The following is a 22,172-nucleotide window of genomic DNA, read 5'->3' as shown; positions in this document are numbered from 1 at the left end:
CGCGCGGCTGTTTGGGGCGGGGACGGGCAGCCGCGCGCGCTGAAGGGGAGGAGGTGGCTGAGGCCTCCCCTTTCATCCGGCGTCGGTGAGCAAGAGCTGACGCCGGTTGAACACGAGCAGGACCAGGCTGAGCAGAAGCAGGACCAGACCTGCGATCATCTTCAGCTCCGCGGAGGTTGCCGTCTTCGGCAGGCGGATCGTATCGGCCGCGGCCGGCGTCGGGCGTCTCGCCGCGGGCTGGCCGCTTGCATCCGCGTGGCGCTCTCTGAGCTGCGTCGCCTGCGGCCGATCGCCGAACACCTTCTCAAAATCCCAACCGGCCGGCAGGTCGATCGGCAGTTCGCTGAGCTTGAGTGCCTCGCCGCCGGGACGGCTCGGCGTCTTGTCGACGGCCACAAGGCTCGTCAACCGGGTGACGATCTGATGCTCCAGCGCGAGTGCCAGAATGGTCTTGTCGGCGTCATCCGGGCTCATCTCGTGCATCGCGCGCGCCACCTCGGCGTCGCCGATCTTGCGATTGGCCCAGAGTTTCGAGAGACCTTTGCCATCGGCTGCATTTTGCAGCGGCAGCGTCACCGACCACGGCCGGTCGCCGACACGTCCCTTGATCTCGAGCGAGCCTGACAACTTGTCGAGCTTCGCGGCGAGCACCAGCGGCTCGTCACGATAGACATCGGGAATGATCGTCGGCGTGACGTCGGCGGAGGCCTCCGAGAACTTGGCGCTAAGACCGGTCACGGCCGGATTTTCCAGCTTGGCGAACAGGCCGCGCATGCGCTCCTCGACTTGCTCGACCGAGCCGATGTGGGTGAACGCGCCGCGTCCAAGCTCGGAGGCGCGGGTCATCAGATAGGTGTTGGGCGCAGAGCCGATGCCGACCATGAAGATGCGCGAACGCCCGCGCATCGCCGTGATCGTTTCGAACAATTGCTGCTCGTTGCCGATCGCACCGTCGGTCAGGAACACGACCTGGCGGACCATGCTGGTGTCGCCGAGACGATCGGTGAGAGCGGCACGCATCGCCGGCACCATCTCGGTGCCGCCGCGCGCCTGAAGCGCGTCCACGAAAGCGGTTGCCTGCCGGACATGCTCGGTGTCGGCCGGCACGGATGTCGTAAACAGGACGTCCATGGTGTCGTCGAAGCGGATCACATTGAAGCGATCGTTCGGTTGGAGACGAGCGAGGGCGTAGTTCAGGCTGGCCTTGGCCTGGATGATCGACGTGCCGCCCATCGAGCCGGAATTATCGATCACGAACACAACTTCGCGCGGCAAGGGCTTTTGCGTCGGTTGCTCGATCGACGGCGGGGTCACGAAGGCGAGCAGGTAATCGGCGCCGCCGACATGCTCGCGGAACAGGCCGACCGACGGCGCTTTCTCGGCCGCGGGCTTCCAGGTCAACTCGAAATCGCGGTCCGCAGGCACGGCGTCATCGGCAAGACGAACGATCCGCGTTGCACTGTCGGGGCTCTCGATCTTGACGCCATGGTAATGGCTCTTGACTTCGCCGAGTGCAAAGCCGCCCTGGAGGCGAACCGTGATGCTGGTCGGATTGACCGGCGGATTCTTGGCGGGATCCAGCACGGGCGGCGAGATACGGTCACGATCCGGCACCGGGTCGGTCTTGCTCGCACCCCAGCCGGAGCCGTCGGGGCGGAAGTCGACGCTCTGCACGATCGGCGCCGGATTGTAGCGCGGCCCGACCACGAGCGGCACGCGCAGCGAATATTCGTTGCCGGACTGGTGCACCGGCTCCTGATATTCGATCTGCACCAGCACGGTTTCACCCGGGCCGATATTGGCGACCGAGTTGGTGAAGATGTTCGGCCGCTCCTGTTCGGAGAGTGCGGCCTTCTGGCCGTCGCGGCGCGCCTGCTCGTAGATCATGCGCGCCTGCTGCCGCTCCTTGATGTCGCCGACGATGACGCGGTCGCCGACCACCATCTTCAGCGTGTCGACCGCGCCGTTGCTGGCCATCGGATAGACATAGGTCGCTTCGACCCAGTCCTTGGTGGGATTCCTGAACACCTGCGTGACTCGGGCGCGCAGCGTCGGGCCGGAGACGGTGACGTCGACGTCGATGCCGAGACGGAGGGCTTCCGTGGTGGCGCCGTCGTCCTTCAGAAGCAGCGTCCCGGAACGGGCCTCGCCTGGTTGCAGCAGGCTTGCCTGCTCTGACGTGACCGACCAGCTCGGCACGAAGCTCACGAGCAGGGCTACGAAGGCGATCAGGATCACGGCAATCCCCTGCGCCAGCAGGAATAGCCCCAGATTGATCAACCTTCGCAGCATGGGGTGTTCGTTACCGTCGCTCTCGTCATAAATGCTCATCTCACCTGCTCCCGAAGCACGTTTGGTTGCCCTCTATTTCGGCCGCGGAGCCCTGATTTCGCGAGCAGAATGATCGGCAATGTTCGGCCGCCGGCCACCCGGTCGACCGCCGCGGCGACGGTCCCGTGCGGTTTTGTGCTGATTTGTCCGGCCTGCTAGAATGCCCGCCTGGAGCAGGGAATAACGATGCAGACGCCGGACAAGCCGCTTACCGACGAGCAAAGCCACGAGGTCGCGGAGAAAATCCGGGAGGAGCTCGCCAAACGCCGTATCTCCCGTCAGGCGCTGGCCGAGCAGGCCAAGCTCAGCCTGTCGACGCTGGAGAAGGTGCTGGGCGGCCGGCGTCCGTTCACGCTGGCGACCACGGTGCGGCTGGAGCAGGCGCTGGGGGTCTCCCTGCGGAAAAATTCGGCAGCGCCACCGGCGCCTGCCGCAGGCAACGATGTCGCGCCCGACAGTCTCGGCTCCTATTCGCACCGTGCGGTGACCTGGCTCGAGGACGTCTACATCACGTTGCGGCCGTCATTCGGCGACAAGGACGCGCTGTTTGCCTACCGCACCGAGATCGCTTGGGAGCCGAAAGTATCGTCGCTGGTCTTCCGCGAGGGCGAGCGCACGGACGCCGCCTATGAGCATACCGGTGAGGTCGCCGTCCCCCATCAGTCCGGCTTCATCTATCTCGTCATCAACCGGCACGGGCAGCATCGGGTGATCACGGTGTCGCGGCCTACGGTGGCCGGCGAGATGTACGGCATCATCTCGACGTTGCGCGCTGGCCCCGGCTCGCAACTGACGCCGATCGCGGCGCCGATCGCTTTCGTGCCGGCGCGAAACGTCAAGACGCCGACCTTGGGACGGATTTCTCCCGACAACGTGAATTATGCGCTGTATCGTGACCATCTGCGCCGTACGGTGGACGAGCCGTTCGCGCTGTTCCTTCCCGTCTAGCGGCCCTTTCATCCCGGGGGGTCGTCTTTACCTCGACGGCGCGCGCATCGCGTTCGATCGCGATCCGTGACGGCCGCTTCGACATCGGGCTCGAACTGCCATCGTAGGGCAAGGCAACGCTGGCATGGACCTGTCCGCGCTTTGCGGACGCGGGCGATCCGCGCCGCCTCGGCCTGCCGGTGGTCGCGATCAAGTGGCGAGCGCACGCGACGCTTGACGCTCAGGCGGTCGCGGACTTGGCCTTGTCGACTTCCGAAGGCGCGGAAAATTTCTTGCGCAGCGTCGGCTTGTGGATCTTGCCGGTGGCGTTGCGCGGCAGCGCGTCGACGAAGCGGACCTGGCGCGGGCATTTGAAGCGCGCGAGATTGGCGCTGCAGTAGGCGAGGATGTCCGCTTCGCTCAGGCGTTGTCCCGGCCTGACCGCGACGATGGCAAGGCCCACCTCGCCCCACTGAGCATCGGGAATGCCGATCACGGCGGCTTCCGCGATTGCCGCGATCTGATGCAGGACGTTCTCGACCTCGGCCGGATAGACGTTCTCGCCGCCGGAAATGTACATGTCCTTCCAGCGATCGACGATATAGTAGAAGCCTTCCTCGTCGACGCGCGTCGCGTCGCCCGTGTGCAGCCAGCCGTCGGTGAAGGACGATATGTTGGCCTCCGGCCGGTTCCAGTAGCCGGGTGTGATGTTCGGTCCCTTCACCCAGAGTTCGCCAAGCTCGCCGACATCGGCATCGCGTCCGTCCGGCCGCACGATCCGCACCTCCGTATGCAGCACCGGCTTGCCGGCGGAGCCGGCCTTGCGCGCCGCATCCTCACGGTCGAGCACCAGCACGGCCGGCGAGGTCTCGGTCATGCCATAGCCCTGCTGCAGCGCGACACCGCGCGTCTCCCAGACCTTCAGCAGCGGCACCGGCATCGGAGCGCCGCCGACGCCGCAGGTCGCGAGCCGGCTCAGATCGGTGGCTGCGAAGGCCGGATGCTGCGCCATGAACTGGTAGATCGCAGGCACGCCGAAGAAGACATTGATGCCTTGCGCGGGATCGCCGATCAGTTGCAGCGCAAGGGCCGGATCGAAGGCGCGCATGATCAGCACGGTACCGCCGGCATGCAGCGCCGGGTTGGTGTAGCAATTGAGACCGCCGGTGTGGAACAGCGGCAGCACGGTGAGCAGCACCGTTGACGGTCCGATGCCGGCGGGACCGCCGAGATTGACGCAATTCCAGAACGTCATGCCATGGGTGATGATCGCGCCCTTGGGATGGCCCGTGGTGCCCGAGGTGTACATGATGGTTGAGGTATCATCGAGCGTGACTTGCTCGATCCGGTCGAGCGACTTTGCCGCGGCGATGCCGGCTTCGTATGAGCCGCCAGGACCGAGCAGCAGGGTCGTGCGGACGCCGCAGAGCTTTGCCACTGCAAGCGCTGTCTCGGCAAGATCGCCGTCATGGACCATCACCTTCGGTGCGCAATCGCCGACGATGAACTGCAATTCCGGAACGGTGAGGCGGGTGTTCAGCGGTACGAAGACGGCGCCGAGGCGGAAGCAGGCGAACTGTATCTCCAGCGTGTCGGTCGTATTCTGCGCCAGCACCGTGACGCGATCGCCGCGCGAGACCTTAAGGCTGTCGCGAAGGGAGGTGGCGAGGCGCGAGATCCGCGCGTCGAATTGTGCGTAGCTGAAGCGGCGCCCGCTGGCGAGGTCGACGACCGCGATCTTGTCTGGCGCGCGGCGGCTGTGATGGGCGATCCAGTCGTAGTGGCGAACAGCCAAGTGTCTCTCCACCAAGTGTGTCTCCACCAAGTGTGTCTCCACCAAGTGTGTCTCCACCAAGTGTCCCTCCACCAAGTGTCCCTCCACCAAGCGTCCCTCCATTTGCGGTCTTGCGCCGCCGCCTGTCATTGCCGTGCAACATGCCCAGGCCGGCCCCGAACGGCCGGCCGGAGTTTTTGTACAAGGTTCTTTTTTGCTTCGGAGTTGGTCCGCGCGGGGCCTAAATTGTCTTGCGTTGAGTTGCTGGAACGCGGATCGACCGAAGTCGGGTGCCCGAGGCCAGCCACTCGACGCAAGTGAGCGAGATGGTGTTCCGGCCATGGTGGCACCAGGAATCGCCGCCAGCGAAAGCGACCACGCGATGAAGAGTCCGTTCTATACCGCCGATCACGATGCCTTCCGCGCCGTGATGCGCCGCTTCGTCGAGAAGGAGATCGAGCCCCACGCCCATGAATGGGATGAGGCCGGCGAATTCCCGCGTACGCTGTATCGCAAGGCCGCGGAGATCGGCCTTTTGGGGCTTGGATTCCCTGAGGAATATGGCGGCGTCGCCGCCGACCAATTCATGAGGATCGTGGCGAGCCAGGAGCTGGCGCGCGCCGGTGCCGGCGGCATCAGCGCATCGCTGATGAGCCACACCATCGGCTCGCCGCCGATCGCGCGCGCGGCGCGGCCTGAGATCAAGGCCAGGGTGCTGCCCCAAATCCTCGCTGGTGAAAAGATCTCCGCGCTCGCGATCACCGAGCCGAGCGGCGGCTCTGATGTTGCGAACCTCCGCACCAAGGCGCGGCGCCACGGCGATCACTACGTCGTGAGCGGCGAGAAGACCTTCATCACCTCGGGCATGCGTGCCGACTATCTGACCGTTGCCGTGCGCACAGGCGGCGAGGGCGCCGGCGGCGTCAGCCTGCTCCTGATCGAGGGCGATACGCCCGGCCTATCGCGGACCAAGCTGAACAAGATGGGCTGGTGGGCATCCGACACGGCGACGCTGCATTTCGACGAATGCCGCGTGCCGGCCGAGAACCTGATCGGCGAAGAAGGGCAGGGCTTCAAGATCATCATGCAAAACTTCAACAGCGAGCGCATAGGTATGGCGGCCAGCTGCACGGCCTTTGCCCGTGTCTGTCTCGACGAGGCGATCGCCTATGCCAGGGAACGCAAGACGTTCGGCAAGCCGCTCGCCCAGCACCAGGTGATCCGCCACAAGATCGTCGACATGGCGCAGAAGGTCGCAGCAAGCCAGGCGATGCTGGAGATGCTGGCCTGGCGGCTGGAGCATGGCGAGAGCCCGGTCGCCGAAATCTGCATGATGAAGAACCAGGCGACGCAGACGATGGCGTTCTGCGCCTCGGAGGCCGTGCAGATCTTCGGCGGCGCCGGCTTCATGCGTGGCATCAAGGCCGAGCGCATCTACCGCGAGGTCAAGGTCAATGCCATCGGCGGCGGCACCGAGGAGATCATGAAGGATCTGGCCAGCCGGCAGATGGGGTTGTGATACGCGTCATTCCGGGGCGCGCGTAGCGCGAGCTATGATGCGCAATTGCGCATCTGAGAATCCATCGGGCCGCAAATACCCGTGGAGAAATGGATCTCATCGCTTCGCGATGCCCCGGAATGACGAGGGAGAGAAATGCTGTTCACCGCCGACCACGACGACATCCGCCGTAGCCTGCAAAAATTCATCGCCAACGAGATCAACCCTCATGTCGATGAATGGGAGAAGGCCGACATCTTCCCGGCACATGAGCTGTTCAAGAAGATGGGCAGTCTCGGTTTCCTCGGCCTGAACAAGCCGGTCGAGTTCGGCGGCTCCGGGCTCGACTACTCCTACGCGCTGATGATGGCGGAGGAGTTAGGGGCGATCACCTGCGGCGGCGTGCCGATGGCGATCGGGGTGCAGACCGATATGGCGACGCCGGCGCTCGCCCGCTTCGGTTCGGACGAGGTGCGGCGCGAGTTCCTGGCGCCCTCGATCGCCGGCGACTATGTCGCCTGCATCGGCGTCTCCGAGCCGGGCGCGGGCTCGGACGTCGCCTCCATCAAGACGAGTGCGCGCTCCGACGGCGACGACTACGTCATCAACGGCGGCAAGATGTGGATCACCAACGGCACCCAGGCCGACTGGATCTGCCTGCTCGTCAACACCAGCGACGGGCCCGTTCACCGCAACAAGTCGCTGATCTGCGTGCCCATGAAGAGCAAGGGCGTCGCGGTGGCCCGCAAGCTCGACAAGATGGGCATGCGCTCCTCCGACACCGCGCAGATCTTCTTCGACAATGTCCGCGTGCCCAGGCGCAACCGGATCGGCGAGGAGGGCAAGGGTTTTACCTACCAGATGATCCAATTCCAGGAGGAGCGGCTGTGGGGCGCGGCGGCCTGCTTGAAGGCGCACGAATACATCATCGATCAAACGATCGAATACACCCGCACCCGCAAGGCCTTCGGCCAGAGCATCCTTGACAACCAGGTCGTGCACTTCAAGCTTGCGGAGATGCAGACCGAGGTCGAGCTGTTGCGCGCGCTGGTCTATCGTGCCGCCGAGGCGCTGGTGGCGGGAGAGGATGTAACGAAGTTCGCGACCATGGCCAAGCTGAAGGCCGGCCGCTTGGGACGTGAGCTTACCGACGCCTGCCTGCAATATTGGGGCGGCATGGGCTTTACCAACGAGACGCCGGTCAGCCGCGCCTATCGTGACAGCCGCCTGACCTCGATCGGCGGCGGCGCCGATGAGGTCATGCTGATGGTCTTGTGCAAGATGATGGGAACGCTGCCCGGCAGCACGAAAGTTTGAGCATGATCTTTTCGGAAAACCGCTGCACACTTTTCTGGGTCATGCTCTAGGGGAAACGCCTGATGATCACGCTCTATCACTGCGACGCCGCGCGCTCCTTCCGCCCGCTCTGGATGCTGGAGGAGATGGGCCTGCCCTACGAGTTGAAGATGCTGCCGTTCCCGCCGCGCGTCTTCGCCAAGGAGTACCTCGCGATCAATCCGCTAGGCACGATCCCGTTCATGATCGACGGCGAGACCAAGATGACGGAATCGTCCGGCATCTGCCACTACCTAGGCACCAGATACGGCCCGACACCGCTGATGGTCGATGCCAATGATCCCGATTTCGGCGCCTTCTTGAACTGGATGTATTTCAGCGATGCGACGTTAACATTCCCGCAGACGCTGGTGCTCCGTTACGCCCAGCTCGAGCCGGAAGAGCGGCGCAATCCGCAGGTCGCCGGCGACTATGCAAAATGGTTCCTCGGTCGCTTGCGCGCGGTCGAGGCAGCAACCGCAAATGCCGAGACCTTGTGCGCCGGCCGCTTCACCGCCGCCGACATCGTGATCGGGTATGCCCTGCGGCTTGCAGAAAGCATCGGGCTTTCGCGTGACTTCGGGCCAAATGTCGCAGGCTATTGGGCGCGGCTGCAACAGCGCGAGGGTTTCAAACGGGCGGTGGTGGCGGAACAGAAGGCTGGTATCGCGCAGAACATCGCGCCAAGGCTGAGGGCCTAAGCACTTCGGCGTCCTGCGCGGACGACGGCACGGTTTCAGGTTCCGGGGCGATCCTTCGGGATGCCCCGGATTTGCACCTTTGTGACAGCGCTATCGCGCAGTGACTCCGCCCAAAATTCCGCTAAGGTGGCCTCCGTCCGCAGCGGCCCGAAGAGCCGCTGCGAGGAGGACCGCCGATGGAAGGCCCAAAAATTAAGGATAGCGGTCGCGAATCAGACCATTTGATGCTGATCACGCCGGAACGCGTGTTCTATGCGGGGCTGCTCGGCCGGCCACGCCGGCGGACCGCTGGTTGCTGCCACGTCTATGTCGCGATCAAGGGCAGCCTGCATCTGACCATCGACGACACCCATACCACCGATGTCCTTGTCGTGACCCTGCCGAACCAGCGGCACACCATCGCGAGCGATTACCGCACCGTCATCAGTGTGACGCTCGAGCCCGAGAGCATGCCGGACGGCGTGATCGAAGCGCTGCGGCAACGCCTGACTGGGCCGGACAAGGCAGCCTACGCGCGAAAGATCCTCGCCGCCTACGCATTCCTGCGCCAGCGCCGCTATGGCGACGTTGCCACCGCCGAATTCGACGAGATGTGTTTTGGCGAGGCGCTGCCTCGCCGCATGCTCGACCCGCGCGTGATGCGGGCGATCGCGCGCATCGAGCGCTTCTCCGGCGAACCGGCGACGGCCGATACCTGCGCTGCTGAAGCGGGCCTCTCGGCTTCGCGCTTCCTGCATCTGTTCAAGGAAGAGACCGGCATTTCGTTCCGCTCCTTCCGTGCCTGGAAGCGCGCGCGGTACCTCCTTCATTTCGCCAACCAGGATCTCAACCTCGCCCATCTCGCGCAGGACATCGGCTATCCCGACAGCACCCATTTCAGCCATTCGATCCGCCGCTTCTACGGCCTCAAGCCGCGCGCCATCTTCGTCGGCTCGCGCGATCTTGCAATCTATCGCAGCGGTGAGACCGTGAAGCTTGCGGAAGCAAGCTAGCTGACGGATTTTGTAGGGTGGGTTAGCGTAGCGTAACCCACCATTTCAGCTACCGCGGGATGGGCTTTGGTGGGTTACGTCCTCGGCTAACGAACCCACCCTACGGCAGTGTGCCAAATCTCTAGCTTCTCTGCGCAAGAAGCCGCGACCTCCCGCGTCACATGATCGCAGCGCTGCATTCTCAACCTGCGAGAGCCCTAAGGCATGAGCGACAAGGCCGTCATCACCTGCGCGCTGAACGGCGTGCTCACCGATCCCCGGCAGCACAATGTGCCGGTGACGCCCGAAGAGATGGCGCGGGAGGCCAGGGCTGCGTTCGACGCTGGCGCCAGCATCATGCACATCCATCTGCGCCAGCAGGCGCCGAACAAGGGGCACCTGCCGTCCTGGGAGGTCAGCGTCTCGCGCGAGATCCAGCAGGCGATTCGCGAGGCCTGCCCCGGCGTGATCATCAATCACACCTCGGGCGTGTCGGGGCCGAACTACGGCGGTGCGCTCGATTGCATTCGTGAAACCAAGCCTGAGATCGCCGCCTGCAACGCCGGCTCGCTGAACTATCTGAAGGTCAAGGCCGACAACAGCTGGGCCTGGCCGCCGATGATGTTCGACAATGCTGTCGAGAAAGTGAAGGACTATCTCGACGTCATGAACGCGGTCGGCACCATCCCCGAGTTCGAATGCTTTGACGTCGGCATCGTCCGTTGCGTCGGCATGTACACGCAGGTCGGCATGTACAAGGGACCGCTCGAATACAACTTCGTCATGGGCGTTGCCTCCGGCATGCCCGCCGATCCCGAGTTGCTGCCGATCCTGCTCAAGCTGAAGCGCCCCGAAGCGCATTGGCAGGTTACGGCGATAGGCCGCGAAGACATCTGGCCGCTGCACCAGCGCTGCGCCGATCTCGGCGGGCATCTGCGAACTGGCTTGGAGGATACCTTCTATCTCGCCGACGGCAACAAGGTGACGTCGAACGGGCAATTGATCGAAGCGGTGGTCGCCTGCGCGCGTCGCGCTGGCCGCGAGATCGCGAGCCCGGCCGAGGCGCGGAAGATTTTTGGGACGAATCGTTAGGTATTGCCCCAGACGTCATTGCGAGCGAAGCGAAGCAATCCAGAATCTTTCCGCGATGGCAGTCTGGATTGCTTCGTCGCTTCGCTCCTCGCAATGACGAGTAGGATAGGTTTCATGTCCATCATCGAAAACACCATCTCCCCCGGCGGCGCCGCCTATCACGTCAATCGCGATGGAATGTTCGCGCTGATCGACCGCATGCGTGCGCTGGAAGAGCGGACGCGCGCGGCCTCAGCCGCCGCGAAGGATCGCTTCCACAAGCGCGGGCAGCTGCTGCCGCGCGAGCGCGTCGCGCTGGTGCTCGATCCCGGCGCGCCGTTCATCGAGCTCTCCACGCTGGCGGGTTACATGTTTGATGTGCCCGATCCCGACAAGAGCGTGCCCGGTGGCGGTGTCATCGCCGGCATCGGCTTCGTCTCGGGCGTCCGTTGCATGGTCAGCGCCAGCGACGCCGGCATCGATGCCGGCGCGCTGCAACCTTATGGCCTCGACAAGACGTTGCGCGTGCAGGAGGTCGCGCTGGAGAACAAGCTGCCTTACGTGCAGCTCGTCGAAAGTGCCGGCGCCAATCTCTTGCGTTACCGCGTCGAGGATTTTGTCCGGGGTGGCAACATCTTTCGCAACCTCGCGCGGCTCTCGGCCGCGGGCCTGCCGGTCGTCACCGTGACGCATGGCTCGTCGACCGCCGGTGGCGCTTACCAGACGGGTCTGTCGGATTACATCGTCATGGTGCGCGGCCGCACCCGCGCGTTCCTTGCAGGTCCGCCGTTGCTTAAGGCCGCAACCGGCGAGATCGCGACCGAGGAAGAGCTCGGCGGCGCCGAGATGCACACGCGGATCTCCGGCCTCGGCGACTACCTCGCCGAGGACGATCGCGACGCCTTGCGCATCGCGCGCGAGATCATGGCGGCCTTGGAATGGGAGCGGCCGGGCCGCGCTGTCGCGCAGTACAAGCCGCCGCGCTACGACCAGAACGAGCTGCTCGGCATCATGCCGATGGACCACAAGCGCCCCGTCGACATGAAGCAGGTGATCGCCCGCATCGTCGACGATTCCGATTTCACCGAGATGGCGCCCAATTACGGTCCCGCAACGGTCTGCGGTCATGCCCGCATCGAGGGCCAGGCGATCGGCATCATCACCAATAACGGCCCGCTCGATCCGGCCGGTGCCAACAAGGCGACGCACTTCATCCAGATCTGCTGCCAGACCCGCACGCCGCTGCTGTATCTGAACAATACTACCGGCTACATGGTGGGCAAATCTTACGAAGAAGCCGGCATGATCAAGCACGGCTCGAAGATGATCCAGGCGGTGACGTCGGCGACCGTGCCGCAGATCACGGTCTATTGCGGCGCGTCCTTCGGCGCCGGAAATTACGGCATGTGCGGCCGTGGCTTCCATCCGCGCTTCTGCTTCTCCTGGCCCAATGCCAAGACCGCTGTGATGGGCGGCGAGCAGGCGGCCGAGACCATGGCCATCGTAACCGAAGCTGCCGCGGCGCGGCGGGGCAAGCCGATCGAGAAAGACAAGTTAGAGGCCATGAAGACGCAGATCATCGGCGTGTTCGACGGTCAGATGGACGTGTTCTCGACCAGCGCCCGCGTGCTCGACGACGGCGTGATCGATCCGCGCGATACCCGCGCGGTCCTGTCCGAGGCGCTCGCGATCTGCCGCGAGGGCGATGCGCGCTCGCCTCAGCGCATGCAGTTTTCGGTGGCCCGCCCATGAGGAACGGATCAGTGCAGCACCGGCCGTTCTTCAAGGTCCTGGTCGCCAATCGCGGCGAGATCGCATTGCGCGTGATGCGCAGCGCGCGGCAGCTAGGCCTTGGTGTCGTCGCGGTCTATTCGGACGCCGATCGCGATGCGCTTCACGTCAAGCACGCCGATCAGGCCGTGCGCATCGGCGCAGCGTTGCCGGCCCAATCCTATCTCAACATGCCCGCGATCATTGCCGCGGCCAAGGCGAGCGGCGCGGACGCCGTTCACCCCGGCTATGGCTTCCTCGCCGAGAACGAGGCGTTTGCGAGTGCCTGCAAGGATGCCGGCCTCGTCTTCATCGGCCCGTCGCCGCAGGCGATCGAGGCGATGGGCAACAAGGCCGGCGCCAAGGAGATCATGAAGAAGGCCGGCGTGCCCATCGTGCCCGGCTATCAGGGCGCAGACCAGAGTGACGATCGGATGCTGGCGGAAGCCGGGAAGATTGGCTTCCCCGTGATGATCAAGGCGGTGGCCGGTGGCGGCGGCCGTGGCATGCGGCTCGTCAGCGATGCGGCGTCTTTGCCCGATGCGTTGCGCAGCGCGCGGTCGGAAGCGAAGGCCGCCTTCGGCGATCCCACTGTCATCCTCGAACGCGCGATCCAGAATCCGCGGCACATCGAGATTCAGGTGTTCGGCGACTCCCAAGGCAACGCCGTCCATCTCGGCGAGCGCGATTGCTCCGTGCAGCGGCGTCACCAGAAGCTGATCGAGGAGGCGCCGTCGCCGGCGGTAACATCAGAGCTGCGCGCGAAGATGGGCGAAGTCGCCGTCGCCGCCGTGAAGGCGCTGCGCTATGAAGGCGCCGGCACGCTGGAATTCCTTCTCGACGCAAGCGGCGCGTTCTACTTCATGGAGATGAACACGCGCCTCCAGGTCGAGCATCCCGTGACCGAGGCGATTACCGGGCTCGATCTCGTCGAACTGCAACTGCGCATCGCCCGCGGCGAGCCGCTGCCGGTGAGGCAGCAGGATATCAAATTTACCGGGCATGCCATCGAGGTGCGGCTGTGCTCGGAGGATGCCGCGCACGATTTCATGCCGCAGTCCGGCCGCATGGAGCGCTGGCAGGTGCCGGACGGCGTGCGTGTCGATCACGCACTGCAATCGGGGGCGGAGATCCCGCCCTTCTACGATTCCATGATCGCCAAGGTCATCAGCCATGGCGCGACGCGCGAGGAGGCGAGGGGGCGGCTGATCTGTGGTCTGGAGCAGCTTACCGCCTTCGGCGTCACCACCAACCAGGCGTTCCTGATGTCGTGCCTGCGTCATCCCGGCTTTGCCAGGGGCGAGGCGACCACGGCCTTCATCGGCGCGCATCGCGACGAGCTTCTTGCGCCGCGCAGGGACGCGTTCGACGCGGCGCTGGCGGGCTTGCTGCTCTACGTCACCAACCCGCACGCCCCGTCATGGCGGGCCGGGCGGAGTCTGGCGGCAACGTTTCCGCTCCCGGCGAGGATCGAGATGGACAGTCACGCGCATGAGCTCGAAGTCACGCGCGGGCGGGATGGCAGCTACACCGTCGCCACCGAAGGCCGACAGGACAGGTTCGAGATTGACCAGCTCGATCCCGACGCCATCCGCTTCCGCCACGACGGCGTGATGGACAGCGCAAAATTCCTGCGCGACGGCGACCGGCTCTACCTCCAGCACCGCGGCATCCCGCTTGCGGTCACCGATCTCACCCTCGCTGCGCCGAAGGCCGCGGCAACCAACGGCGGCGACGGCAAGGTCCGCGCCGCCATGAACGGCCGCGTCGTCTCGGTGCTGGTCGAGCCGGGCGACCTCGTCACTGCCGGCCAGCCGGTGATGACGCTGGAGGCGATGAAGATGGAGCACGTCCACAAGGCCGGTATCGACGGCGTGGTCGCGGCGATCGATGTCACCGAGGGCGAGCAAGTGGTGACGGGGAAGGTCGTTGTGGAGATCGAGTCAGGTTAGTTTGTTGTCGTCCTGGTTTTCGCCAGGACGACGTTAGAGGGCGCGCCCCGTCCCGTCGTTGAGCAAACACGCCACGTGATGCCCCTCGCCGGCCGCTACCAGCGCCGGCCGCTCCATCTTGCACCGCTCCATCGCAAAGCGGCAGCGCGTGTGGAAAGCGCATCCCGACGGCGGATTGACCGGGCTTGGCACGTCGCCATCGACCAGAGGTGCGAGCCGCTTCGCATGTGGGTCGGCGATCGGCACCGACGCGAGCAGGGCTTGCGTGTAGGGATGGCGCGGATTCCTGAACAGATCGTTCCTGTCCGCGATCTCCACGATGCGGCCGAGATACATCACCGCGACGCGGTGGCTGATATGGGCGACCACGGCCAGATCATGCGCGATGAAGAGATAGGAGAAGCCGTGCTGCCGCTGCAGGTCGATCAGGAGGTTGATCACCTGCGCCTGGATCGAGACGTCGAGCGCAGAAACCGGCTCGTCGCAGACGATCAGCCGCGGCTGAAGCGCCAGCGCCCGCGCGATACAGATACGCTGGCGCTGGCCGCCGGAGAACTGGTGCGGGAAGTTGCGCATCTGGTCGGGCCGCAAGCCCACCTGCTCGAATAGTTTTGCGACGCGCGTCTCCAGCGCCTTGCCGCTCGCAAGCCCATGCACGGCGAGCGGCTCGCCGACGATGCCGCCTGCGGTCATGCGCGGATTGAGCGAGGCAAACGGATCCTGGAACACGATCTGCATCGCACGACGATGTGGCCGCAACTCGCTCTTGGAGAGATGCGTTATGTCCTCTCCCTCGAGGCGAATTTGGCCCGAGGTCGGCTCGACCAGTCGCAACACGCTGCGCGCCACCGTCGACTTGCCGCAGCCGGATTCGCCGACGAGGCCCAGCGTCTCGCCAGTACCAAGCGAAAAGCTGACGCCATCCACCGCATGCACGGTGCCGACCTGCCGCCGCAGCATGCCGGCGCGCACTGGATAGTGTTTCATGAGATCGCTGACCTCGAGCAGCACCTCGCTCATGCCACCTCCTCCGAGACTTCCGCCGCACGCCAGCAGGCCGCGAGATGTCCGCCGCCCCAATCCATGAGCGGCGGATATTCCTCGCAGCGCTTCACCGCGAGCTTGCAGCGCGGCGCGAAGGCACAGCCTTTGGGCAGGCGAACCAGTGACGGCACTGTGCCGGGAATTTCGTTCAGCCGCGCCTGCACTGCTGCGCCGGACGCCGGCACCGCCGGGATCGACGCCATCAGTCCGCGCGTATAGGGATGCTTTGGTGCGGCGAACAGTGCCTCGACGCTTGCCTCCTCGACTTTCTTCCCCGCATACATCACGATCACCCGCTGCGCGGTTTGCGCAACGACGCCGAGATCATGGGTGATCAGCACGAGGCCGGTGCCGAGCTCCTTCTGGAGGTCGAGGATCAGCGCCAGGATCTGCGCCTGGATGGTGACGTCGAGCGCGGTGGTCGGCTCGTCCGCGATCAGGAGGGCAGGCCGGCAGACCAGCGCCATCGCAATCATCACGCGCTGGCGCATGCCGCCGGAGAGCTGATGCGGATATTCCCTGGCCCGTCGCGCCGGTTCGGGAATGCGCACCAGCCGCAACATCTCGACCGCGATGTCGTTGGCTTCCTTCGCCGACAGGTTCCGATGCAGGCGCACGGCCTCGACGATCTGGTCGCCGATCCGCATGACCGGATTGAGCGAGGTCATCGGCTCCTGGAAGATCATGGAGATGCGATTGCCCCGGATCGCGCGCATCTTCGCATCGTCCAGCGCCAAGAGATCGGTGCCCTCGAGCGTCACGGAGCCGCCGACGATGCGGCCGGGCGGATCGGGGACGAGCCGCATCAAGGACAGCGCGGTCACGCTCTTGCCGCAGCCGGATTCGCCGACGATCGCCAGCGTCTCGCCGCGCCGCACGTGGAAGGAGACGTCGTCGACCGCCTTGAAGAGCCCGGAATTGGTGAAGAATACCGTTTTCAGGTTCTTCACATCGAGGACGATATCGCCTGCGCCCGTCATCAGCCGCGCTGCCTCGGATCGAGGATGTCGCGAAGCGCGTCGCCGAACAGATTGGTGCCGAACACGGCGAGGCTGATGGCTACGCCCGGGAAGATCACCAGCCACGGCGCGGTGCGGACATATTCGGCCGCGGATTCCGACAGCATGCGGCCCCAGGACGGGTAGGGCTCGGGAATGCCGAGGCCGAGGAAGGAGAGCGAGGCTTCGGTCAAAATGGTCGAGCCGAGCTGGGCGGTAGCGAGCACGATCAGCGGCGCGAGCGTATTCGGCAGCACGTGGCGGAGCGCGATGCGCACCTCGCTCATGCCGATCGATTTGGCGGCTTCGACGAACGGCTGTTCGCGCAGCGCCAACGTGTTGGCGCGAATCACGCGCGCCACCGTCGGGATCAGCGGAATGGCGATCGCGATGATCACGTTCGGCAGTGATGGCCCGAGCGCGGCCGTCATCACCAGCGCCAGCACCAGAAGCGGCAGCGCCTGGAGGATGTCGGAGACACGCTGGAATACGAGATCGACCCAACCGGAGAGATAGCCCGATGTCAGGCCGACGATCACGCCAATGGAGGCGCCGAGCGTGGTCGAGCCGAGCCCGACCGCGAGCGAAATCCGTGCGCCGTGGATGATGCGGCTGAAGACGTCGCGGCCGAAGGAATCCGTTCCCATCCAATGCAGTGCGCTCGGGCGTGCCAGCGCATGCGCGGCATCGACGCTGAGGGGATCGAAGCGGGCGAGGACGTTGGCAAAGATCGCGGTGAACACGAACAGCGTCATGATGATCAGCCCGGACGCGCCCAGGACATGTCGCTGCGCCAGGAACAGCACGCGCCGCCGGCCACCGGTCGCGCCGGCGCCGGCGCGCTTCAGTTCGAGATCATAGTCGATCGTGGCCAAGCAGGTCTCCTAATCCGTAAACCGGATGCGTGGGTCGAACACCGCGTAGAGCATGTCGACGGTGAAGTTCGCGAACACGACGACGACAGCGATCAACATCACGAGGTTCTGCACGATCGGATAATCCCGCCAGCGGATCGCTTCGACCAGGAAGCGCGCGACGCCGGGGATGTTGAACACGGTCTCGGTGACGATGAGGCCGCCGATCAGGAATGCCGCCTCGATGCCGATCACGGTGATGACGGGAAGAATCGCGTTCTTCAGCGCGTGATGATAGTTCACCGCGGCGTCGGAGGCGCCCTTGGCGCGTGCGGTGCGGATATAGTCCTGCCGCAGAACCTCCAGCATCGAGGAACGCGTGATGCGCATGGTGAGCGCGGCGCTGCGGAAGCCGACCGCGGCGGCCGGTACGGCATAGGTCGCAAACGCTTCGAGCCAGGTCTGCGGATTGGGATTGAAGATCGGCATCTGGCCGAACATCGCGACCGACGCAGTGAGGATCAACAGCCCGAGCCAGAACGAGGGCAGCGACAGGCCGCTGAGGCTGATGACGCGCAACGCATAGTCGAGCTTTGTCCCCTGCTTCACCGCGCTGATCACGCCCAAGGGAATGCCGATCGAGGCAGAGAACAGCAGCGCGAGGCCCGCGAGCCGCGCCGTGATCGGAATGCGCGGCAAGATCTCCTGGAGCGCCGGCTTCTCCGAGACATAGGAGTAGCCAAAATCGCCACGCAGAAAACCGCCGATCCAGTGCAGATATTGCACCACCAGCGGCTGGTCGATGCCGAGCTCCTTTTCCAGATTGGCCTTGTCGGCGGGATCGACGTAACCGGCCGCGGCGAACAGGATGTCGACGATGTTGCCGGGCACGATGCGCAGCAGCAAGAAGATGACGATCGAGATCCCGAACAGGGTCAGGAGCATCAGGAACAGGCGGCGAACCAGATAGGCAAACATCTTTCGCCCTCCCCTCGAGCCTCTAACAGCCCGTCCGCTGCGCTACTTGTCCAGCCACACATCCTCGTAGCGATAGCCATTATAGGAGCTGTTCGACATGACCGTCACGCCCTTGACATAGGGCTGCCAGCACGTGCCGGCACGCGCATGGAAGATGATGGGACGGGCGACATCCTCCTGCAGCTTCTTGTCGATCTCCCACACCAGCTTCTTGCGCTTGGCGAGGTCGGTCTCCTGGGACTGCACGTCGAACAGCTTCTCGATCTCCTTGTTGCAGTAGTTGGTGTAGTTGCGCTCCGAGCCGCAGGAATAGTTCTCGTAGAAGGACTGGTCGGGATCATCGACGGCATTGCCGGTCAGGTTGAGGCCCAGCATGTAGTCCTTGCGTGCGACCTTCGGGAACCAGTTGGCGGTTTCGACGACATCGAGCTCGCCATCGATGTAAATGCTCTTGAGCTGGTCGATCAGGATCACCGCGGGATCGCGATATTCCGCGAGATTGCGGGTGGAGATCTTGACCGCAAGGTGCTTGTCCGGGCCGTAGCCCGCCTTCTGCATCAGCTTGCGGGCCTCTTCGCGGTTGGCGTTCACATCCGGTCCGTAACCCGGAATGCTCTCCAGCATGTCCCTCGGCATGCCCCAGAGACCCTGCGGCGTCGGCAGCATGGTGCCGCCGATATCTGCCTGCCCTTCGAACAAGATGGAAACGAAGGCCTTGCGGTCGAGCGCCATCGCCATGGCGCGGCGGATGTCAATGTTGTCGAAAGGAGGCGATGTCGAATTGACGATGATGTTGGTCGAAACGTTGGTGGGCTCGACTGTACAGACCGCGTTCGGTGCCTGGGATTTCACGTCCTTCAGCAGCGGGATGGTGATGTGCGTCGGGAACGTCATGTCGAACTTGCCTGCGACGAAGGCGAGGATCGCGGTCGAGCGGTTCGGGATGATGGTGAACTCGATGCCGTCGAGATAGGGCCGGCCCTCCTTCCAGTAGTCGGGATTGCGGGTCAGCTTGATCGATTCATTGGCCTTGAACTCGACGAACTTGAAGGGCCCGGTGCCGATCGGATGCGTGCGCATGTCGCCGGGCGAGACGTGGCAGGGATAGACCGGCGTATAGCCGGAGGCGAGCAGCGCCAGCAGCGAGGGCTGCGGCCGCTTCAGGTTGAACGAGACCTCGAGATCGCCGTTGGTCGAGACATCATTGACCTCGTTGTACCAGGCCTTGCGCGGGTTCTGCCGGAACTTCTGCTGCGACTTGCCCATCAGTATGTCGAAGGTGCATTTGACGTCGGCCGAGGTGAACGGCTTGCCGTCGTGCCATTTCACGCCCTGGCGCAGCCTGAAGGTCAGCGTCTTGTTGTCGTTGCCCCAGGCCCAGCTCTCGGCGAGATCGGGGACAATGGTGTCCATGCTGTTCTGCGCCACGTCCTGCTTGTAGATGACGAGGTTGTTGAAGACAGGCATGAAGGGAACATTGATCGAATAGGTCGCGCCTTCATGGATTGAGGCGTTGGCGGGGCTGTCGCGGTGATACATCCGCAAGATGCCGCCCTGCTTGGGCTCGTTTTTGGGCTCGCCGGCGAGCGCGGTGGTTGAGATCGTCAGCACCGATAGCGCCACTATCGCGGCGAGCGCAATCACGCTCCGCATGCGTCTCTCCCTCGAGCCTCAAGGCCTTGTTGCAGGCCTTGTTGCGGCCTGTTTGACGGCGACGATAGCCATGCGCGCGAGGGCAGGCAACGGCCAACGCCCGTTGCCGTCTTGGCAATTCGGATGACGTAAAGCCGCACGTCTCACAATGTGAGAGAGGCGGATGTCATTGCGCTGGTGACCGGAACCGGTTCGGCGTTACGGCTGCGCTTGCGTGCGGGACGGCAGCAGCGCCAGGGCGATCGAGGGCAGCGGGAAGAACAGGGCGCCCAGGACGAACCAGACGCCCCGCGAACGTCCCTTCTCCGCCGCGTATTTCGCAGTGCAGCGTCCGCACAGGATCAGGATGGCAAGAAGGCCGACGACGAAGAGAAGCGCGGCAAGCATGGGGGCTCCTGTCAATGCCTTGCGCCGAATTTAGGGGATCGCGGTCGTGGCGGCGACGAGACCGGCACCCCCGGACATCAAAACTCGGAGAGCGGCGGGCTACACCTGCAGCGTGTCGCCGCCCTTGAGGTGCAGCATCTTCCGTGCCTCGTCGGAGCTAGCGACCTCCAGACCAAGGCCCTCGATGATCTTGCGAGCGAGACGTACCTGCTCGGCATTCGACGAGGCCATGCGGCCCGGCGCGGCCCACAGCGAGTCCTCGAGGCCGACGCGGATATTGCCGCCCATGGCGGCGGCCATCGCCGCGATCGGAAGCTGATGCCGTCCGGCGCCCAGTACCGACCAGATGAACTTGTCGCCGAACAGCCGCTCCGCGGTGCGCTTCATGTGCAGCACGTCCTCGGGGTGCGGGCCGATGCCGCCTTGCAGGCCGAACACGGTCTGCACGAAGAGCGGCGGCTTCACCAGGCCCTGATCGAGGAAGTATTGGAGATTGTAGAGATGCGCTGTGTCGTAGCACTCGAATTCGAAGCGGGTTCCGGTTTCCGACAGCGTCTTCAGCACGAACTCGATGTCCTGGAACGTGTTACGGAACACGATGTCCTTGTTCTCGACATGCTTGCGCTCCCATTCGTGCTTGAAGGTCTTGAAGCGTTTGAGCATGCCGAAGAAGCCGAAATTCATCGAGCCCATGTTCAGCGAGGCCACTTCCGGCTTGTACACCGCGGCGGGCCGCACGCGCTCGTCCACCGTCATGGTCGGCGAGCCGCCGGTGGTGAGGTTGATCACGGCGTTGGAACGTTGCTTGATGATCTTGAGGAACGGCGCAAAGGCTTCCGGAGACTGATCGGGCTGGCCAGTCTCGGGGTTGCGCGCGTGCAGATGAACGATCGCCGCCCCCGCCTCGGCGGCTTCCACCGCTGCGTCCGCGATCTCCTGCGGCGTCACCGGCAGGGCAGGGGACATCGACGGCGTGTGGATCGCGCCGGTGACGGCGCAGGTGATGATGACTTTGCGGGCCGTTACTTTGCTAACCATGGGTTTGCAACTCCGAGGCGGCTGTGATCTACCGTCACGCTTAGCATCAAGACACGATCGGAGCCATCATGGATCTCGACATCAAGGGGTTGCGCGTATTGGTGACCGCGGGGGCGGGCGGCATAGGGCTTGCAATCGCCCGTCGCTTCCTTGCCGAGGGCGCAAAGGTGCATGTCTGCGATGTCGACGAGATGGCGCTTGCCGCGCTTGCGAACAGCGATCCCGCCATCACACGCTCGCAATGCGATGTCTCTGATCGCGCAGCGGTGAAGGCGATGTTCGACGAGGCGGTTCGCATGCTCGGCGGGCTGGACGTGCTCGTCAACAATGCCGGCATCGCCGGCCCGACCGCGAAGGTCGAGGAGATGAATCCGGAGGACTGGGACCGCTGCGTCGAGGTCTGCCTCACCGGCCAGTTCAATTGCACGCGGCTCGCAGTGCCGCTGCTGCGCGAGAGCAAGAACGCCTCGATCGTCAACATCTCGTCCGCGGCCGGAAAGGTCGGCTTCGCCATGCGTACGCCTTATGCTGCGGCGAAGTGGGGCGTCATCGGCTTGACCAAATCGCTCGCGATCGAGCTCGGCCCGGACAAGATCCGCGTCAACGCCATCTTGCCCGGTCTCGTCGCCGGCGACCGCCAGCGCCGCGTGCTGGAAGCGAAAGCACAACAGCGCGGCGTGTCCTATGCCGAGATGGAGCGCATCGCGTTCTCCTATACCTCGATCAAGGACTACGTGACGCCCGAGCAGATCGCCGATCAGATCCTGTTCATGGCAAGCCCCCGCGGCCGCACCATCTCCGGCCAGGCGATTTCGATCTGCGGCGATACGCAGATGTTGGGGTGAAGCTGTCGCCAGCGTCGGCGCCGCGCTCCCTCGCCCCGCAAACGG

At 64.5% G+C, this 22,172-nt stretch carries 18 protein-coding genes; 9 read left to right on the top strand and 9 right to left on the bottom strand.

Annotation, left to right across the window (positions count from 1 at the left end):
- Positions 1-72: 72 nt before the first annotated feature.
- Positions 73-2,331, bottom strand: coding sequence for a marine proteobacterial sortase target protein (locus tag QA640_RS42305; RefSeq protein WP_283038515.1), 2,259 nt, complete (start codon positions 2,329-2,331; stop codon positions 73-75).
- A 186-nt stretch (positions 2,332-2,517) separates the two neighbouring features.
- Here QA640_RS42305 and QA640_RS42300 point away from each other — a divergent pair, with 186 nt between their 5' ends.
- Positions 2,518-3,279, top strand: a complete 762-nt coding sequence (locus QA640_RS42300; protein ID WP_283038514.1) for a helix-turn-helix transcriptional regulator — start codon at positions 2,518-2,520, stop codon at positions 3,277-3,279.
- Between the two features lie 220 nt (positions 3,280-3,499).
- Here QA640_RS42300 and QA640_RS42295 read toward each other — a convergent pair whose 3' ends face one another.
- The gene (locus tag QA640_RS42295) at positions 3,500-5,053 is read right to left on the bottom strand and encodes a long-chain fatty acid--CoA ligase (RefSeq protein ID WP_283038513.1); all 1,554 of its coding nucleotides are present in this window, start codon (positions 5,051-5,053) and stop codon (positions 3,500-3,502) included.
- A 361-nt stretch (positions 5,054-5,414) separates the two neighbouring features.
- Between QA640_RS42295 and QA640_RS42290 the strand changes: the two genes are divergently transcribed.
- From QA640_RS42290 to QA640_RS42260, 7 genes are all read left to right on the top strand, one after another.
- Entirely contained in the window at positions 5,415-6,551 is a 1,137-nt protein-coding gene (locus tag QA640_RS42290; protein ID WP_283043055.1) for an acyl-CoA dehydrogenase family protein, read from the top strand.
- Between the two features lie 135 nt (positions 6,552-6,686).
- The gene (locus QA640_RS42285) at positions 6,687-7,847 is read left to right on the top strand and encodes an acyl-CoA dehydrogenase family protein (protein ID WP_283038512.1); all 1,161 of its coding nucleotides are present in this window, start codon (positions 6,687-6,689) and stop codon (positions 7,845-7,847) included.
- 62 nt (positions 7,848-7,909) lie between these two features.
- On the top strand, positions 7,910-8,566 hold the full coding sequence (locus QA640_RS42280) for a glutathione S-transferase (protein ID WP_283038511.1): 657 nt from the start codon (positions 7,910-7,912) through the stop codon (positions 8,564-8,566).
- A 191-nt stretch (positions 8,567-8,757) separates the two neighbouring features.
- Positions 8,758-9,558 (top strand): AraC family transcriptional regulator, encoded by an 801-nt coding sequence (locus QA640_RS42275; protein WP_283043054.1) that lies wholly within the window; start codon positions 8,758-8,760, stop codon positions 9,556-9,558.
- 204 nt (positions 9,559-9,762) lie between these two features.
- Positions 9,763-10,629: a 3-keto-5-aminohexanoate cleavage protein gene (locus tag QA640_RS42270; RefSeq protein ID WP_283038510.1), complete on the top strand. Its 867-nt coding sequence runs from the start codon at positions 9,763-9,765 to the stop codon at positions 10,627-10,629.
- A 114-nt stretch (positions 10,630-10,743) separates the two neighbouring features.
- Positions 10,744-12,360: an acyl-CoA carboxylase subunit beta gene (locus QA640_RS42265; RefSeq protein WP_283038509.1), complete on the top strand. Its 1,617-nt coding sequence runs from the start codon at positions 10,744-10,746 to the stop codon at positions 12,358-12,360.
- A complete protein-coding gene (locus QA640_RS42260) occupies positions 12,357-14,330 on the top strand; it encodes an acetyl-CoA carboxylase biotin carboxylase subunit (RefSeq protein ID WP_283038508.1) in 1,974 nt (657 codons plus the stop codon). Before QA640_RS42265 ends, QA640_RS42260 begins: the two co-directional genes overlap by 4 nt.
- 33 nt (positions 14,331-14,363) lie before the next feature.
- On the opposite strand, the gene QA640_RS42255 is transcribed toward QA640_RS42260, so the two are convergent.
- From QA640_RS42255 to QA640_RS42225, 7 genes are all read right to left on the bottom strand, one after another.
- On the bottom strand, positions 14,364-15,350 hold the full coding sequence (locus QA640_RS42255) for a dipeptide ABC transporter ATP-binding protein (protein ID WP_283038507.1): 987 nt from the start codon (positions 15,348-15,350) through the stop codon (positions 14,364-14,366).
- Entirely contained in the window at positions 15,347-16,354 is a 1,008-nt protein-coding gene (locus QA640_RS42250; RefSeq protein ID WP_283038506.1) for an ABC transporter ATP-binding protein, read from the bottom strand. Before QA640_RS42250 ends, QA640_RS42255 begins: the two co-directional genes overlap by 4 nt.
- Complete coding sequence (locus tag QA640_RS42245) at positions 16,354-17,247, bottom strand: ABC transporter permease (protein ID WP_283038505.1); 894 nt, start codon at positions 17,245-17,247, stop codon at positions 16,354-16,356. Before QA640_RS42245 ends, QA640_RS42250 begins: the two co-directional genes overlap by 1 nt.
- A gap of 9 nt (positions 17,248-17,256) precedes the next feature.
- On the bottom strand, positions 17,257-18,204 hold the full coding sequence (locus tag QA640_RS42240; RefSeq protein ID WP_283038504.1) for an ABC transporter permease: 948 nt from the start codon (positions 18,202-18,204) through the stop codon (positions 17,257-17,259).
- A 42-nt stretch (positions 18,205-18,246) separates the two neighbouring features.
- Positions 18,247-19,857 carry an ABC transporter substrate-binding protein gene (locus QA640_RS42235; RefSeq protein ID WP_283038503.1) on the bottom strand — a complete coding sequence of 537 codons (1,611 nt, stop codon included), beginning with the start codon at positions 19,855-19,857 and terminating at the stop codon, positions 18,247-18,249.
- 198 nt (positions 19,858-20,055) lie between these two features.
- Entirely contained in the window at positions 20,056-20,244 is a 189-nt protein-coding gene (locus tag QA640_RS42230; protein WP_283038502.1) for a hypothetical protein, read from the bottom strand.
- Between the two features lie 99 nt (positions 20,245-20,343).
- Positions 20,344-21,282 (bottom strand): 3-keto-5-aminohexanoate cleavage protein, encoded by a 939-nt coding sequence (locus QA640_RS42225; RefSeq protein ID WP_283038501.1) that lies wholly within the window; start codon positions 21,280-21,282, stop codon positions 20,344-20,346.
- A gap of 68 nt (positions 21,283-21,350) precedes the next feature.
- Here QA640_RS42225 and QA640_RS42220 point away from each other — a divergent pair, with 68 nt between their 5' ends.
- On the top strand, positions 21,351-22,127 hold the full coding sequence (locus QA640_RS42220) for an SDR family oxidoreductase (RefSeq protein WP_283038500.1): 777 nt from the start codon (positions 21,351-21,353) through the stop codon (positions 22,125-22,127).
- The last annotated feature ends 45 nt before the right edge of the window (positions 22,128-22,172 follow it).

Source organism: Bradyrhizobium sp. CB82 (genome assembly GCF_029714405.1).
In the GTDB taxonomy this organism is placed as follows: Bacteria; Pseudomonadota; Alphaproteobacteria; order Rhizobiales; family Xanthobacteraceae; genus Bradyrhizobium.
The sequence above is the reverse complement of the archived record's forward strand: the minus strand, read 5'-3'. Positions and strand labels throughout refer to the sequence as shown.

Bases quoted from the DNA above. Each gene is read 5' to 3' on its own strand.
- QA640_RS42230 (WP_283038502.1), bottom strand. From the start codon at position 20,244: ATGCTTGCCGCGCTTCTCTTCGTCGTCGGCCTTCTTGCCATCCTGATC.
- QA640_RS42285 (WP_283038512.1), top strand. From the start codon at position 6,687: ATGCTGTTCACCGCCGACCACGACGACATCCGCCGTAGCCTGCAAAAA.
- QA640_RS42220 (WP_283038500.1), top strand. From the start codon at position 21,351: ATGGATCTCGACATCAAGGGGTTGCGCGTATTGGTGACCGCGGGGGCG.
- QA640_RS42225 (WP_283038501.1), bottom strand. From the start codon at position 21,282: ATGGTTAGCAAAGTAACGGCCCGCAAAGTCATCATCACCTGCGCCGTC.
- QA640_RS42260 (WP_283038508.1), top strand. From the start codon at position 12,357: ATGAGGAACGGATCAGTGCAGCACCGGCCGTTCTTCAAGGTCCTGGTC.
- QA640_RS42265 (WP_283038509.1), top strand. From the start codon at position 10,744: ATGTCCATCATCGAAAACACCATCTCCCCCGGCGGCGCCGCCTATCAC.
- QA640_RS42235 (WP_283038503.1), bottom strand. From the start codon at position 19,857: ATGCGGAGCGTGATTGCGCTCGCCGCGATAGTGGCGCTATCGGTGCTG.
- QA640_RS42290 (WP_283043055.1), top strand. From the start codon at position 5,415: ATGAAGAGTCCGTTCTATACCGCCGATCACGATGCCTTCCGCGCCGTG.
- QA640_RS42305 (WP_283038515.1), bottom strand. From the start codon at position 2,331: ATGAGCATTTATGACGAGAGCGACGGTAACGAACACCCCATGCTGCGA.
- QA640_RS42250 (WP_283038506.1), bottom strand. From the start codon at position 16,354: ATGACGGGCGCAGGCGATATCGTCCTCGATGTGAAGAACCTGAAAACG.
- QA640_RS42240 (WP_283038504.1), bottom strand. From the start codon at position 18,204: ATGTTTGCCTATCTGGTTCGCCGCCTGTTCCTGATGCTCCTGACCCTG.
- QA640_RS42270 (WP_283038510.1), top strand. From the start codon at position 9,763: ATGAGCGACAAGGCCGTCATCACCTGCGCGCTGAACGGCGTGCTCACC.
- QA640_RS42300 (WP_283038514.1), top strand. From the start codon at position 2,518: ATGCAGACGCCGGACAAGCCGCTTACCGACGAGCAAAGCCACGAGGTC.
- QA640_RS42280 (WP_283038511.1), top strand. From the start codon at position 7,910: ATGATCACGCTCTATCACTGCGACGCCGCGCGCTCCTTCCGCCCGCTC.
- QA640_RS42255 (WP_283038507.1), bottom strand. From the start codon at position 15,350: ATGAGCGAGGTGCTGCTCGAGGTCAGCGATCTCATGAAACACTATCCA.